Origin of the sequence: Nostoc sp. ChiQUE02 (assembly GCF_034531305.2) — a bacterium.
Taxonomy (GTDB): domain Bacteria; phylum Cyanobacteriota; class Cyanobacteriia; order Cyanobacteriales; family Nostocaceae; genus Nostoc.
Genome location: NZ_JAVRBN020000017.1, coordinates 80359 through 93568, shown reverse-complemented (window position 1 = coordinate 93568; position 13210 = coordinate 80359). Strand labels below are relative to the sequence as shown.

At 44.5% G+C, this 13210-nt stretch carries 21 protein-coding genes; 1 reads left to right on the top strand and 20 read right to left on the bottom strand.

Annotation, left to right across the window (positions count from 1 at the left end):
• Positions 1 to 182 precede the first annotated feature (182 nt).
• From RM347_RS18850 to RM347_RS18840, 3 genes are all read right to left on the bottom strand, one after another.
• On the bottom strand, positions 183 to 647 hold the full coding sequence (locus RM347_RS18850) for a hypothetical protein (protein WP_322717816.1): 465 nt from the start codon (positions 645 to 647) through the stop codon (positions 183 to 185).
• A gap of 115 nt (positions 648 to 762) precedes the next feature.
• Positions 763 to 1221 carry a DUF29 domain-containing protein gene (locus tag RM347_RS18845; protein ID WP_322717815.1) on the bottom strand — a complete coding sequence of 153 codons (459 nt, stop codon included), beginning with the start codon at positions 1219 to 1221 and terminating at the stop codon, positions 763 to 765.
• 69 nt (positions 1222 to 1290) lie between these two features.
• Complete coding sequence (locus RM347_RS18840; RefSeq protein WP_012410694.1) at positions 1291 to 1653, bottom strand: helix-turn-helix domain-containing protein; 363 nt, start codon at positions 1651 to 1653, stop codon at positions 1291 to 1293.
• 239 nt (positions 1654 to 1892) lie between these two features.
• Between RM347_RS18840 and RM347_RS18835 the strand changes: the two genes are divergently transcribed.
• Positions 1893 to 2339, top strand: coding sequence for a hypothetical protein (locus tag RM347_RS18835; RefSeq protein WP_322717814.1), 447 nt, complete (start codon positions 1893 to 1895; stop codon positions 2337 to 2339).
• Between the two features lie 8 nt (positions 2340 to 2347).
• On the opposite strand, the gene prfA is transcribed toward RM347_RS18835, so the two are convergent.
• From prfA to rplF, 17 genes are all read right to left on the bottom strand, one after another.
• On the bottom strand, positions 2348 to 3445 hold the full coding sequence (prfA, locus tag RM347_RS18830) for a peptide chain release factor 1 (RefSeq protein ID WP_163927947.1): 1098 nt from the start codon (positions 3443 to 3445) through the stop codon (positions 2348 to 2350).
• 104 nt (positions 3446 to 3549) lie between these two features.
• Positions 3550 to 3792 carry a 50S ribosomal protein L31 gene (gene rpmE / locus RM347_RS18825; protein ID WP_229483376.1) on the bottom strand — a complete coding sequence of 81 codons (243 nt, stop codon included), beginning with the start codon at positions 3790 to 3792 and terminating at the stop codon, positions 3550 to 3552.
• A gap of 147 nt (positions 3793 to 3939) precedes the next feature.
• Entirely contained in the window at positions 3940 to 4356 is a 417-nt protein-coding gene (gene rpsI, locus RM347_RS18820) for a 30S ribosomal protein S9 (protein ID WP_229460561.1), read from the bottom strand.
• Positions 4356 to 4817, bottom strand: a complete 462-nt coding sequence (gene rplM, locus RM347_RS18815) for a 50S ribosomal protein L13 (protein WP_322717813.1) — start codon at positions 4815 to 4817, stop codon at positions 4356 to 4358. Before rplM ends, rpsI begins: the two co-directional genes overlap by 1 nt.
• 129 nt (positions 4818 to 4946) lie before the next feature.
• Positions 4947 to 5795 carry a tRNA pseudouridine(38-40) synthase TruA gene (gene truA, locus RM347_RS18810; RefSeq protein WP_322717812.1) on the bottom strand — a complete coding sequence of 283 codons (849 nt, stop codon included), beginning with the start codon at positions 5793 to 5795 and terminating at the stop codon, positions 4947 to 4949.
• A 117-nt stretch (positions 5796 to 5912) separates the two neighbouring features.
• Positions 5913 to 6263 carry a 50S ribosomal protein L17 gene (gene rplQ / locus RM347_RS18805; protein ID WP_229460557.1) on the bottom strand — a complete coding sequence of 117 codons (351 nt, stop codon included), beginning with the start codon at positions 6261 to 6263 and terminating at the stop codon, positions 5913 to 5915.
• A gap of 32 nt (positions 6264 to 6295) precedes the next feature.
• On the bottom strand, positions 6296 to 7243 hold the full coding sequence (locus RM347_RS18800; RefSeq protein WP_322717811.1) for a DNA-directed RNA polymerase subunit alpha: 948 nt from the start codon (positions 7241 to 7243) through the stop codon (positions 6296 to 6298).
• A gap of 310 nt (positions 7244 to 7553) precedes the next feature.
• Complete coding sequence (rpsK, locus tag RM347_RS18795; RefSeq protein WP_012410703.1) at positions 7554 to 7949, bottom strand: 30S ribosomal protein S11; 396 nt, start codon at positions 7947 to 7949, stop codon at positions 7554 to 7556.
• Between the two features lie 54 nt (positions 7950 to 8003).
• A complete protein-coding gene (rpsM, locus tag RM347_RS18790) occupies positions 8004 to 8384 on the bottom strand; it encodes a 30S ribosomal protein S13 (protein ID WP_069070762.1) in 381 nt (126 codons plus the stop codon).
• A 115-nt stretch (positions 8385 to 8499) separates the two neighbouring features.
• Positions 8500 to 8613 (bottom strand): 50S ribosomal protein L36, encoded by a 114-nt coding sequence (gene rpmJ, locus RM347_RS18785; protein WP_015129703.1) that lies wholly within the window; start codon positions 8611 to 8613, stop codon positions 8500 to 8502.
• 116 nt (positions 8614 to 8729) lie between these two features.
• Positions 8730 to 8954 carry a translation initiation factor IF-1 gene (gene infA, locus RM347_RS18780; RefSeq protein ID WP_006276978.1) on the bottom strand — a complete coding sequence of 75 codons (225 nt, stop codon included), beginning with the start codon at positions 8952 to 8954 and terminating at the stop codon, positions 8730 to 8732.
• A 177-nt stretch (positions 8955 to 9131) separates the two neighbouring features.
• Positions 9132 to 9686, bottom strand: a complete 555-nt coding sequence (locus RM347_RS18775) for an adenylate kinase (protein ID WP_322717810.1) — start codon at positions 9684 to 9686, stop codon at positions 9132 to 9134.
• A 2-nt stretch (positions 9687 to 9688) separates the two neighbouring features.
• On the bottom strand, positions 9689 to 10999 hold the full coding sequence (gene secY, locus RM347_RS18770) for a preprotein translocase subunit SecY (RefSeq protein ID WP_322717809.1): 1311 nt from the start codon (positions 10997 to 10999) through the stop codon (positions 9689 to 9691).
• A 74-nt stretch (positions 11000 to 11073) separates the two neighbouring features.
• The gene (rplO, locus tag RM347_RS18765) at positions 11074 to 11517 is read right to left on the bottom strand and encodes a 50S ribosomal protein L15 (RefSeq protein WP_104906408.1); all 444 of its coding nucleotides are present in this window, start codon (positions 11515 to 11517) and stop codon (positions 11074 to 11076) included.
• 103 nt (positions 11518 to 11620) lie between these two features.
• Positions 11621 to 12148 carry a 30S ribosomal protein S5 gene (gene rpsE, locus RM347_RS18760; protein ID WP_012410709.1) on the bottom strand — a complete coding sequence of 176 codons (528 nt, stop codon included), beginning with the start codon at positions 12146 to 12148 and terminating at the stop codon, positions 11621 to 11623.
• 101 nt (positions 12149 to 12249) lie between these two features.
• Positions 12250 to 12612: a 50S ribosomal protein L18 gene (gene rplR / locus RM347_RS18755; protein ID WP_322717808.1), complete on the bottom strand. Its 363-nt coding sequence runs from the start codon at positions 12610 to 12612 to the stop codon at positions 12250 to 12252.
• Between the two features lie 2 nt (positions 12613 to 12614).
• The gene (rplF, locus tag RM347_RS18750; RefSeq protein WP_322717807.1) at positions 12615 to 13163 is read right to left on the bottom strand and encodes a 50S ribosomal protein L6; all 549 of its coding nucleotides are present in this window, start codon (positions 13161 to 13163) and stop codon (positions 12615 to 12617) included.
• Between the last annotated feature and the right edge of the window lie 47 nt (positions 13164 to 13210).

Here is a 13210-nt window from a genome sequence, read left to right as displayed (position 1 = left end):
TAGCACTGGCGATTAGAAACCGCAGCGATACAAACAAAACCCACCTTCGTGGGTTTCAACTTGCTGGAGTCCACGCAGACGGACTTAGTTTGTGCAGCCGTTATGTATTTCTACCAGAACCTCTAACTCAGCCAAAATTAGCGATCACCAGGTGAATCAATGCGATTTTGCTACTCACACGCCTAGTTTTGTGATTCGTATTCTTCAAAAATTATTACAGCAGCTTCCAGGTATCGATCTAATAGACGACGATCGGATATATCAGGTAATACTAATTCGACTGCCCTAGTGGTTTCGATTACTCCACCACGATCCTCTCCATCTTTAAAAGCTGCCATAGAACCCCATAGTCGAGCTATTGCAGTTTGAATTTCTTCCCTTTCAGGCAAATACCATATTTCTCGACTAATTTCATCACACTGTAAAGGAGTTAAAAAATTTGGCTCTGACAAAGCTTGCTGAATATATTTATTAAGCTGGGAGAGTTTGTCCGATTCAATCTCGGATGAATATATTTGTATGCATTCTATTGCCCATTGGATTGCCAAACTATAGTGATATTTTTGTAATTTCAGTGCAATTGGATAAGCCCAAAGTATTTCTTTTTGCGCTATAGTTTGTTTTACATTTTCTATTAATTGTTTCATAGATGTAACTATATCTAACTACCTTTGAGTAAAACTTATAACTATATAATTTTTTCACCTCGTTCTACTTAAGGTATCTCCAAATAACAAATGATTGTAAGAAAAATGGCAGGAATTATCCTTCCCAGTCTTGACGAATATCGCACAGAAAATTGTATGCGATCGCATCATCAAATAAATACGGGCAATGCTCTGGAAAAGTTCGTAATGGTAAGTTAGTTTCTCGTAGCGCTAAATCGACTCCCGCTTCAAAGCCATCTAACAAAGCTTCTTCTATTCGAGACTTTAAGCTAGGGTTCTGACGCAGATGCCTATTGATGGCGCGACGCTGTTCTCGAATTGTTAAAAACCAACTGCGAGAGCGTTGTTCGGGTTGATACTCCCACTTCAAGAGATGACCGAGTAATACACTCAGACGACTCACGAGTTCCCGATATTCCTGTCTCCCCAAAGCTTGAATTTCCTCTTGCAGGTGCTGCCAGTCTAGTTCCATAACTAGCCTCTGCTCTAACGCTTTAGCCTGCTGCTGTGTCCAGCCATAGAAGTCTTGGTCATACAAAAAAGGTTTGTCCATAGAGTTGAATCTTGACAGCAAAAGATCGCGAGCTAGTTTGATGATTTAAATTCAATCCTGAACAAATATTCAACTTGCTTTTGCTTCATCCCCAGATGCTTCAGCCACAGCAGCCAATCTATCTGCCGCAGCTTGGACAATTTGAGCCACTTGGGCCAAAGGCATGTGCTGGATTTGTCTAAGAATCAGACTCAAATCTGAAGTTTCTGGAATTGGCTTGCCATCTATGCAGCTGATTAACTCTTCCATTGTGTAGCCTGCTTTCGATGCGATTCGAGCCAAATTTTCTGTATCTGGCACCTTCACGCCTTTTTCCCACATCTGAACAGCAGTAGCAGATACCCCCAAAAGCTTACCAAATGCTCGCTGACTCATTGAACCGCGAGCTAGTTTAATGATTTCAATCAGTTTTTGTTTGCTTTCGATCTTCACTGCTTATATAGCTAGCCAACTTTATTTACAAGTCTACTTTCAATATTACAAGTTTACTTTTATATTGACAGCCTTGTGTTTTAGTACTAAACTATATCTCTGGTTTTAAATCGGCAACTATAGGCATCAAGCTAGTAGAATAACCCATCTATCTTTAACCAACCCAAAAAACTTAGTTTGCTACGGCGCTTGTGCTAGTAGCTAGACTTTGCTGCGAGAAATAATATCGAAGGTGCATCATGTTTCGCAAGCCACGCAAAATTAACCAATATCGCCGCAAAGGTAAAAACCTTATAGCCACTAATAAAATTAAACCAGAACAGTGGAACATTTCTGACGCAGAAACCAAAGAAGCTTTAAAAGTTAAAGGCTACGATGTAAAGCAAATCAAAAAAATCCACCTTCTGAAGCATCAAGTGTGTATTTCCTACTGGGATGTAAAAGGCAATATATGCAGCAGCTTTTTTAGCTACCGGATTTTTGCGCGTTGGCAAGAAGAAGCCCAAAAGCTAATTTATACCTGTCAAACCCTGAAGGAATGGGCGAAGTTAAATTACATTATGAAGTACGAATTTGCTTATTACCATTATCCCAGTGAAATAGAAGATATACTCCACACGATATTAGAAAACCACCTGTGTGTGTTAAAAGTAACAGTACAACAAGTGGTTTTACAAGATTTATAACAGGAAAATTAGTTAGCGGCAGAAGTCGCTAACTCCGCGAGACGTTCCTGCTGGTCTAGAGATATACAAGATTGGATAAGCGTTTCTAAATCACCATCTAAAACAGGGGTAAGGGAATAATTCTGACCTAACCGATGATCGGTAGCCCGGTTATCTTTATAATTATAGGTGCGAATTTTTTCCGATCGCGATCCAGTACCAACCTGCGATCGCCGCATGGAAGTTACAGCTGCTTGTTGTTCGCTTAACTTGATGTCATACAACTTCGCCCGCAGAATTTGCATCGCCCGTTCTTTGTTTTGCAACTGGCTGCGTTCTTCTGTACAGAAAATGCGTATTCCCGTCGGTTTGTGCATCAAGTCAACGGCTGTTTCCACCTTGTTGACGTTTTGCCCACCAGCACCACCAGAACGAGCTGTAGTCATTTCAATATCTTTTGGGTCAATGTGAATTTCCACATCATCGACTTCTGGCATAATCGCTACGGTAGCTGTGGAAGTATGAACCCGTCCCCCAGATTCTGTTGCCGGCACGCGCTGCACACGATGCACTCCAGCTTCAAACTTTAGCTGGCTGTAAACATCATTACCTTTAATTTCGAGAATGACTTCTTTCCAGCCACCCATTTCTCCACGAGATTCGCTCACTAGAGAAACTTTCCAACCTTGAGTCTGAGCATAGCGAGTGTACATCTGCATCAAATCGCCAGCCCAAATACTCGCTTCATCGCCACCAGTACCAGCGCGAATTTCCAACATGATATTCTTTTCATCATTGGGGTCGCGTGGTAGCAGTAAGACTTTCAAGCGAGACTCTAAATGTTCTATTTTTTCTTCAAGTTCTTTTACTTCCAGTGATGCCATTTCTTGCAACTCTGGGTCACTTGCAGATTCTTTGTAAACCTGACGCGCTCCGATCAAGTCTTCTTGGGCCGTTTTCCAAATTTCATAAGTATTAACGACCTCTTCCAAAGAAGAACGAGACTTAGCAATTTCTTGATACTCATCAGGATTGCTAGCGGTATCGGGGTCGCCAAGACGGCGTGTCAATTCATTAAAAGTTTGTTCAACGGATTTTAGTTTGTCCAGTAAGTATGATTCAGCCATGACGAGTGCGATCGCTCCTTAAAAAAATAACAAATTGGCTCGAGCATATAAATGAAAATCGACCCAGCTGATGCAGGGCCGTCGTTAACAGCAGAGCCAACCCGCTACTTTTTGTTTTGATCGTCGCCAGATGCTTGAGTGCTGCTCATACCGTACTTGCGGAGGAAGCGCTCTACTCGACCCTCAGTGTCAATAATCTTCTGAGTGCCAGTGTAAAATGGGTGATTTCCAGACCAAACATCTACGTGCAATTCTGGCTTGGTAGAGCCAATGGTCATAACAACTTGACCGTTGCAGTAAACTTTAGCATCTGGATACCACTTGGGGTGAATATCAGCTTTAGCCATTGTTCTTTTTGTGATGAATCTATATCAATTATAACTTTCAGGTTTCAATTACGGCTAGAAGAAGGAGACAGGGAAAAGGTTACAGGTAACAGAAAACTATCACCTGTTCCCTGTAACCTACCACCTTCTTCACTAATGCCCAATCGTTTATCGCTTGGAGTACTGAGGTGCTTTCCGGGCTTTATGTAAACCATATTTCTTCCGCTCTTTTGCTCTCGGATCGCGAGTCAAGTAACCTTCGGTTTTCAAAGGTGGGCGGTTATCTGGGTCTAGTTGACACAAAGCACGAGCAACTCCCAAACGAACAGAATCAGCCTGTCCGGTCAAGCCGCCGCCTTCTGCTTTCACCAAAATGTCATATTCGTTTTCTAGTCCCAGAGTTTCCAGAGGTGCTTTGATGACTCCCAGGTAGTTGGCGTTAAATTGGAAATACAAGTTTCCATCTTTACCGTTCACAGTCAGTTGACCAGTACCTGGAACCAAGCGTACCCTTGCTACTGCGTTCTTACGACGGCCAGTACCCCAGTATACGGCGCGACCGCTATTAGCGTCTGCTACTACCATTAATTTTCTTCTCCAGGAATTGTACTAATTTGTAGTTCTTTGGGTTGTTGAGCATCATGGGGATGCGTGGGTCCAGCGTAGACTTTCAGCTTCGTGAACAACTGCTTACCCAGACTGTTTTTAGGTAGCATACCTTTAACAGCTTGTTCTAAAATCCGCTCTGGTATGCGCTGTTGCAGTTTAGCGAAAGTTTCGGTTTTCATCCCACCAGGACGACCAGAATGGCGACGGTAAAGCTTTTGAGTGCGCTTTTTGCCTGTGACTGCTACTTTCTCAGCATTGATGACGATTACGAAGTCACCTGTATCTAGGTGAGGTGTATATTCGGGTTTCTTTTTGCCTCTTAAAACCTGGGCAATTTCGCTGGCGAGGCGACCGAGGCGTTTATCGGTGGCATCTACTATGTACCACTCACGCTCAAGGGACGCTTGAGAAGGAAGATATGTTTTACTCGTTGTCATTTGTCATTTGTCCTTTGTCATTTTTAAATTGTCAGTAGTCAATTGTCATTTGTCATTTGTCATTTGTTATTTGCCTTTTGTCCTTCGTCCTTTGTCAGTTGCCCTTTGTTATTCACTAATGACCAATGACTAAGAACCAATGACTAATGACTCTTGACTAGTGACGAACTTTGGCAAGGTGTCGTACCAAATCTCTTTTGGAAAGGGAAAATCTGGATAGCCGACTCGCAACAAGCACAAGCCTTGGGGCGGTGCGGCGTGTTTCACTTCTTCTCGACGTTGTTCTTTCCAGAGTTCGGTAAAGCTAGAAAGTGTTCGTTGTTCAGAACCTACTTGTACCAGCATCCCTACCAACAGCCGTACCATGCCATACAAAAATCCATCTGCCTGTATTTCAATATGGATAAATGGCCCACTGCGACGACACTCTGCTGCTTGCACCTCTACCCAGGAATGCGATCGCTTCGAGCCTGCACGGTGAAAAGCAGCTAAGTGATGCTTTCCCAAGAGAGGTTTCAAGGCAGCTTGAATTAATGATTCATCCAGGGGTGCATAATAATAATGCCAACTGAAGGGTCTCACGAACAAGTTAAGTCGATCTTCAGTGTATATTGTGTAGCGATATCGTCGATAAGCTGCACTAAAGCGAGCGTGCCAACGGTTATCTACACTAGCTGAAGCCCTGATTAATATATCTGGTGGCAGATAGCTATTTAAGATTGTTGCCCACTTGTGAGGCGGAATTAAACCTGTAGCTTCAAAATGGGCTACTTGAGCAGCAGCGTGAACTCCAGAATCGGTTCGCCCGGCACCGTGTAATGTTACATGATGCCCAAGAATAGTTGCGATCGCTGTTTCGATCTCTTCTTGGACTGTCCGCTGTTTTTTTTGCCGTTGCCAGCCATGAAAGTGAGTGCCCAGGTATTGGATTACCAAGGCTACTCGATGAGTTTGTGTAGGCTGGTGGCTTTCTAACATACAGATTTTGTCCTACCCTACGGGAAGCCGCCAAAGGGCGTCTATGTCATTTATCCTTTGTCAGTTGTCCTTTGTTATTCACTAATGACCAATGACTAATGACCAATGACTAATGACTTAAACCAATTCAATTATTGCCATTTTTGCATTATCACCCCGACGCGGTACGGTATGCAGGATGCGGGTATAACCGCCCTGACGATTACCATATCGAGTAGGAGCCTGCTCAAATAGAGCGTGAACCAGTTGTTTGTCGAAGATATAGCCAAGGGCTTCCCGGCGCGCTGCCAAGGAGCCATTTTTAGCTAGGGTAATCATTTTTTCCACTTCACTTCGCAGAACTTTCGCTCTAATTAAAGTGGTGGTGATCTTACCATGACGGATCAGCTCGGTGGCGAGCGATCGCAGTAAAGCACGGCGTTGATCGGCTGGTTTACTGAGTTTTTTGACGCGACAACGGTGACGCATAATTATGCACTATGAATTATGAACGGTTTTTCTTAAGGGTGTTTAGAGCCTCTTTCCATTGGCAGGGTGATGCCCAAGCGTCGCTGCAAAGCTTCCACAACCTCTTCTGCTGACTTCTGGCCAAAGTTCTTAATTTCTAAGAGGTCTTCTTGGGTATAATCCAACAAATCTGCCACAGAGTTAACTTGTGCCCGTTTGAGACAGTTATATGCCCGCACAGAAAGTTGCAACTCTTCGATGGGTATCTGGGCAGTTGGGTCGTCTGGAATCTCCGAACCTGTGTCTGTTGGTTCTAGAGAGATGTCTTTCAACGGGTTGAATAAATCTACCAAGATCCCAGCGGCCGAAGATAGTGCTTCTTGGGGGGAAATACTGCCATTTGTCCAAACTTCCAACAGCAGTCGGTCTTTTGGAATCAAGCCTTCCCCACGAGATTCTTCAACACTATAGTTGACTTTTCGCACTGGCATAAATATTGAGTCGATTTGGAGAAAATCCAACGATGTGGCTTCCTCACGTCCTCGCTCTACAGTGCGATAGCCTTTGCCTTTCTCGATCCTAAATTCCATTTCCAGTTTTCCTCCCTCAGCGAGGGTGGCTACATACTGGGTAGGATCGATAACTTCTACTTCACTGGGCAAATCAAAATGTGCCGCAGTGATTGTTGCTGGGCCGTTAACAAGTAATCTACCAATTTGGGGCTGCGAAGAATAGTTTTTCAGGATAACTTCCTTCATTTTCATGAGGATTTCCAGCACATCTTCCCGCACGCCCGGAACTGTGGCGAACTCATGTGAAACGCCTGCAATCCGCACTGCTGTAACTGCTGTACCTTCTAAATTAGACAGTAAAACCCGCCGCAGTGCGTTGCCAACAGTTGTTCCTTGACCGCGATCTAGAGGTTCCAGAACAAATTTACTGTAATGGTTCCGACTTTCTTCGGTATTCGACTCTACACATTCAATTTGAAACTGCGCCACGGATGAGCCTCCCTTTTTCTAAGGTGCTGCTAGCAGACAAATCAATTGCCTCCCGAATTGACTTTATGTCCTGTAGATTATAGGTCTATCAAACTACTAGTATGAAATTACAGTATAGTTTTACGTCCCTATTGAGCTTGCAGGCGCTGATAATATTTTGGGTAGTCCGAAGTTTAACAGCTTTCCCAACTGGAAAATCTGACACGCTTCTGGTCGCCCAAGCTTTCACCCAATGACAATTTGCACGTTATACGTCCAAGCGGTCATTGCTGGCTGTAACTTCTCGCCCTCACTGCCCAAGTCTTGGTGCTTAAACTCGACGACGCTTGGGTGGACGACAACCATTGTGAGGAATTGGGGTAATATCCCGAATGAGCGTAATTTCTAGCCCTGCACCTTGAAGTGCCCGGATAGCGGTTTCTCTACCTGCTCCTGGGCCACTGACCATTACCTCAATTTGACGCATTCCTTGATCAATAGCTCGACGGGCTGCACTTTCAGCAGCAGTTTGCGCTGCAAAGGGAGTTCCCTTTTTTGCTCCCTTAAAACCGCTAGAACCAGCACTAGCCCAGGAGATGACATCTCCATTTTGATCGGTAATGGTGACAATGCTATTGTTGAAAGTAGACTGGATGTAGGCCATCCCACTGGGTACATTCCGTTTCTGCTTCTTGCTCCCGGATTTTTTAGTTGGTTGTCTCGCCATACTTGTTTAGTTGATTTAAGGTAAAACTTGCTCGGATTAGCAAGCGTTGCAAAATTATTTCCCTGGAGCCTTCTTCTTCCCAGCCACTGTCTGCCTTCTGCCTCGACGGGTTCTGGCATTGGTGCGAGTTCTTTGGCCTCTGACTGGTAAACCCATGCGATGACGGCGACCTCTGTAGGTACCAATGTCAACCAAGCGCTTGATGTTCAAAGACTCCAAGCGCCGCAAGTCGCCTTCAACTTGATAGTTGCTTTCTATTTCCCCTCGCAGGGCTGTCACATCGGCATCACTTAAGTCCTTAACGCGGGTGTCTGGGTTCACACCAGTAGCCGCTATAATTTCTTGAGAGCGTGATAAGCCAATTCCGTAGATGTAAGTCAGACCGATCTCGACGCGCTTATCGCGTGGAAGGTCTACTCCGGCAATACGTGCCACAATGAACTCTCCCTATTGTTCTCGCAATTACTGTTGGTTGGAAAAACGTGATTAATCGCGTCTTTTCGTTTTAATGATAATACGTGTGTTACAACCCACTCTGTTGGTAAGAGTGTTATCCTTGACGTTGCTTGTGCTTGGGGTTCACGCAGATCACCATAACGCGACCACGACGTTTGATCACGTTACACTTTTCACAGATTTTCTTGACTGAGGCTCTAACTTTCATGCCTTTTATTTTTTGACTCCAAATATAAAATTATAGCATTTATAGGGAAATTAATCCACTTAAATGACTAGCAAACGTCAAAAAAATGGTTTTATGGTAAAATTCTCTACATATACTTACTTCTTTCGTAGTCGATATGTGATTCTGCCTTTGGTCAAGTCGTAGGGAGTTAACTCTACCTTGACGCGATCGCCGGGCAAAATCTTGATATAATTTCGGCGAATCTTGCCGGAAATGTGTGCTAGCACGTTAAAGCCATTGTCCAAGTCAACGCGAAACATCGCATTGGGCAATGACTCTGTAACCGTGCCTTCCATTTCAATCAAATCTTGCTTAGACAATTTGTTTTTTCCTCAACTCAACAATTTCGTGTTCAGTTGCAGTGCTTCATCTGCAAAGAAACACATTTTAAGAAATATATCAACAGTTTATTAATATATCTTAGCTAAAATTGATCTTCTTCTTGGCAGGGGGGAGTCGGGAGTAGAAAATTATTTACTCCCTCATCTCCCTCTTTTTCAGGAAGCGATTACCTTTTGTAGTTCACCAGTGACATCTTCTTGGGACTGATTGCCATTGACTGTTAGGAGTTTTTCGCGATCGCCGTAATAATCAATTAAAGGTGCAGTTTCAGCGCGGTACACTTCTAAACGACGACGAATTACCTCTTCGGTATCATCTTTTCGTCCTCTAGCTAGCAAACGTGCTATGACAATTTCATCTGGTGCATCTAGATTGACTACCCTTTCGCCACTCTGATGTATTTCTTCCAGTAACTTTTCCAGAAAAGCGGCTTGGGTCACTTTGCGGGGGAAACCATCAAGAATCCAACCATTTTTGGCATCTGGTTGACTGAGGCGCTCCTGTACCAAGTCCTGCACTAGCTGGTCGGGTACTAACTCGCCGCTATCAACATAACTTTGAGCCTTAATTCCCAAATGAGTTTGCTCTTTCATGGCTTGTCTTAATATTTCACCAGTAGAAATATGGGGAATATTCAAGTGTTCAGCCAAAGTTTGAGCTTGTGTTCCTTTACCAGCTCCAGGCGGTCCCAAGAAGATTAATCGCGTCACTATTATTTCACCATTCCTTCATAGCGCTGAGAGATGACGTATGTTTGGACTTGTTTGGCTGTCTCAATTGCCACACCAACTAAAATTAACAAAGAGGTAGCACCTATTCCCTGGAAAGTTTTCACATTCAAAGCGCTTTCTACGGCGGTGGGAATAATAGCAACCAAGCCCAAAAAGATCGCACCTAAAAAAGTGAGTCGGTTAGACACGCGTTCTATATACTCGCTAGTTGCCTTGCCGGGACGAATTCCAGGAATACTAGAACCCATTTTCTTCAAGTTCTGCGCCACATCTACTGGGTTGAGAATCAACGAAGAATAGAAGTAGCTGAAGAAAATGATGGAAATCATGTAGACCAAGGCATAGACCCAGGAGCTAGAACCGCTCGGACTCAGATAAGTGTTAACTATATTCGCCAATTCGGCATTCTTAGTAAAATTGGCGATCAGCAGTGGCAAACTGAGAATGGCAGCAGCAAAAATAATTGGCATCACGCCACCTTGATTTAGCCGCAGGGGCAGATAGCTGCGTTGCTCTGCCAAAACCCGCCGACCTACTTGGCGACGAGCCGAAATAATTGGGATGCGGCGCGTTCCTTCCTGCACAATCACAATACCAACAATTGTTGCTAGGAAAACTAAGATCAGCACGATCACGCGGCCTACTGTTTCCCGACCGCCAACTTGCACCAAGTCGATGGTATCACCCAAAGCTTTTGGTAGTGAGGCGACAATGTTGACAAAAATCAACAATGATGCTCCGTTCCCAATGCCCCGTTCTGTAATTAGTTCTGATGCCCACATAACGAACATGGAACCAGCAGTCAGAGCGATCGCAGTTTCAGCTACGAAGATTGGGCCTGGGTTTAAGGCAAATTGCTGGAGGAATAATGCCGAAAAAGCCGTACTTTGAAGAATTGCCCAACCTACAGTGACATAGCGGGTAATTTGCGATATTTTTCGCCGACCAGCTTCCCCTTCATTTTTCTGTAAATTTTCTAAAGATGGAATCGCCGCGGTGAGTAATTGGATGATAATAGACGCATTAATGAAGGGCAAAATTCCTAAAGCAAAGACTCCCAAAGTCGACAGTCCTCGCCCGGAAAATATATCCAATAAGCCGAATATGGAATTACTGCCGGATATGGCTTCGGCAAATCTCGGTCTATCAATACCTGGGACGGGCAAGAAGATGCCCAGGCGAACCAAAATTAAAATACCGACGGTGACAAGCAGCCTACCTCTGAGGCCAGCTGCCTGTGCCATCTGCATAAAAGTTTCTTGAGCCGTTGGGGCTTTATCTCGACTGATCATAGAGTGCTACCTTTATAGTGAACCAAGCACTGGCAGCGAGTTGGCTTGCATTTAAGTGCGCTGTTCCGGCTCACTCATAAGACTTCACAACTACCACCAGCTGCCTCAATTTTGCTACGAGCTGAACCTGTAAAAGCTGCTGCTTGCACCTTGAGCGGAATGCTCAATTCCCCGTTACCTAAAATTTTCAATGGCCCTTTGACAGCAGTCAGAATACCTGCGGCTTTCAATGAGGTCAAAGTTACTTCCGTATTCGCGGGAAGGGAGGCTAGCTTCTCTACATTAATCGTAGTGTAAATCTTCTGATTAACAATCGGAAAGCCCTTCAGCTTAGGTAAGCGGCGGTACAACGGCTGTTGACCACCTTCAAAACCTGGTCTGGTACCACTACCAGAACGAGATTTTTGGCCCCGCATACCTAAACCAGCACTGGCCCCTTGACCGGCAGAAATACCTCTAGCTACACGCTTCTTGCGTTTCTTTGAGCCTTTTTGCGGCTTAACATCATGGAGTCTCATAAGTTATCAAGTTCTCATTTGTCGTTTGTCATTTGTCGTTTGTCATTTGTCATTTGTCCTTTGTTATTCACTAATGACTAATGACTAATGACTAATGACTAAATTAGATGTAGAGATTTTGAATAGGAATACCGCGATCTTCGGCGACTTCAGAAAGGGTACGCAGTGTAGATAAGGCATTAACTGCGGCTCTAGCATTATTGAGCGGATTGTTGGAGCCTAGTTGCTTGGCTAAAACGTTACGAACTCCTGCTAATTCCAACACAGTTCGCACAGCACCACCAGCAATTACCCCAGTACCAGGTGCGGCCGGACGCATAATCACTTTTGCACCGCCACCGACACCATCAATGGGATGGGGGATGGAGTTGGATTTGGTGATTGGGATATCAATGAGGTGTTTTTTGCCGTCGGCTACGCCTTTTTTGACGGCGCCAATTACATCTGAAGCTTTGCCTACTCCGACACCAACCTGACCGCGTTCGTTACCAACGACAACGATCGCTCGGAAGCTGAGTTTTTTACCACCTTTGACCACTTTACTCACGCGTCGGATTTGGATAACCCGCTCTTGCCAAGTGGTTTCTTCTTTTTTGGCACGCTTTGTTCTACTTTTACGCTCTGTTGCCATAATTTAGTGCTCTGATGAACGTCATTTGTCAGTTGTCATTTGTCTTTTGTCATTTGTCATTTGTCCAATAACTAATGACCAATGACTAATGACCAATGACTTTAGAAATCTAAACCAGCTTCGCGTGCTGCATCAGCTAGTGCTTTGACACGACCATGATATAAGTTACCACCGCGATCGAAGACTACTTTGGTGATGCCTTTTTCTAGCGATCGCACTGCGATCAACTTCCCAACTTGCACCGATGCGTCGCGGTTTGCACCTGACGCTAAACTAGATTTCAACTCTGGTTCTAAAGTCGATGCTGCCACTATGGTTTGATGCTGAGTATCATCAATTAACTGGGCATAGATATGCTCATTAGAACGAAACACCGCTAAACGCGGACGTTCAGGGGAGCCAATAACTTTGCCACGAACGCGTCGATGACGACGGTTTTTTGATTCTCTACGAGTAAGTTTCATTTCTACTTCTTACCACCCTTACCAGTCTTACCAGCTTTCCGTCTGACCACTTCCCCGGCATAGCGAATGCCTTTACCTTTGTAAGGTTCTGGTGGACGAACGGCACGAATCTTGGCGGCTGTGTTACCTACGATTTCTTTGTCATAGCCGCTGACAATGACGTTAGTGGTACCTTCTACGGCAAACTGAATTCCATCTGGGGGAACAATTTGCACCTGATGGCTGTAACCCATATTTAAAACTAGGTTACGCCCTTGAAGTTGTGCCCTGTAACCAACACCTTGGATTTCCAAACGGCGTTGAAAACCTTGGGAAACTCCCTCAACCATGTTGGCAACTAAAGTGCGGCTTAAGCCGTGCAGTTGCTTTGAGGTACGAGTTTCATCCCGACGATTTACCTGTAATATTTCTCCCTCTTGGGAGACAGAGACATTGGGTGTGAGAGTGCGAGAAAGTTCTCCTTTGGGGCCTTTCACCACAATATTCGTACCATCGATCGCCACTTGGACTTTGGCGGGAATAGTAATTGGACGTTTACCAATACGAGACATGACTTTTTGTCCTTTGTTATTTGTCCTTTGTCCTTTGTCTTTCACTA

Excerpts from the sequence above, each read along its gene's own strand:
- RM347_RS18850 (WP_322717816.1), bottom strand. The coding sequence starts at position 647 with ATGAAACAATTAATAGAAAATGTAAAACAAACTATAGCGCAAAAAGAA.
- RM347_RS18845 (WP_322717815.1), bottom strand. The coding sequence starts at position 1,221 with ATGGACAAACCTTTTTTGTATGACCAAGACTTCTATGGCTGGACACAG.
- RM347_RS18835 (WP_322717814.1), top strand. The coding sequence starts at position 1,893 with ATGTTTCGCAAGCCACGCAAAATTAACCAATATCGCCGCAAAGGTAAA.
- prfA (WP_163927947.1), bottom strand. The coding sequence starts at position 3,445 with ATGGCTGAATCATACTTACTGGACAAACTAAAATCCGTTGAACAAACT.
- rpmE (WP_229483376.1), bottom strand. The coding sequence starts at position 3,792 with ATGGCTAAAGCTGATATTCACCCCAAGTGGTATCCAGATGCTAAAGTT.
- rpsI (WP_229460561.1), bottom strand. The coding sequence starts at position 4,356 with ATGGTAGTAGCAGACGCTAATAGCGGTCGCGCCGTATACTGGGGTACT.
- rplM (WP_322717813.1), bottom strand. The coding sequence starts at position 4,817 with ATGACAACGAGTAAAACATATCTTCCTTCTCAAGCGTCCCTTGAGCGT.
- truA (WP_322717812.1), bottom strand. The coding sequence starts at position 5,795 with ATGTTAGAAAGCCACCAGCCTACACAAACTCATCGAGTAGCCTTGGTA.
- rplQ (WP_229460557.1), bottom strand. The coding sequence starts at position 6,263 with ATGCGTCACCGTTGTCGCGTCAAAAAACTCAGTAAACCAGCCGATCAA.
- rpsK (WP_012410703.1), bottom strand. The coding sequence starts at position 7,949 with ATGGCGAGACAACCAACTAAAAAATCCGGGAGCAAGAAGCAGAAACGG.
- rpmJ (WP_015129703.1), bottom strand. The coding sequence starts at position 8,613 with ATGAAAGTTAGAGCCTCAGTCAAGAAAATCTGTGAAAAGTGTAACGTG.
- secY (WP_322717809.1), bottom strand. The coding sequence starts at position 10,999 with ATGATCAGTCGAGATAAAGCCCCAACGGCTCAAGAAACTTTTATGCAG.
- rplO (WP_104906408.1), bottom strand. The coding sequence starts at position 11,517 with ATGAGACTCCATGATGTTAAGCCGCAAAAAGGCTCAAAGAAACGCAAG.
- rpsE (WP_012410709.1), bottom strand. The coding sequence starts at position 12,148 with ATGGCAACAGAGCGTAAAAGTAGAACAAAGCGTGCCAAAAAAGAAGAA.
- rplR (WP_322717808.1), bottom strand. The coding sequence starts at position 12,612 with ATGAAACTTACTCGTAGAGAATCAAAAAACCGTCGTCATCGACGCGTT.
- rplF (WP_322717807.1), bottom strand. The coding sequence starts at position 13,163 with ATGTCTCGTATTGGTAAACGTCCAATTACTATTCCCGCCAAAGTCCAA.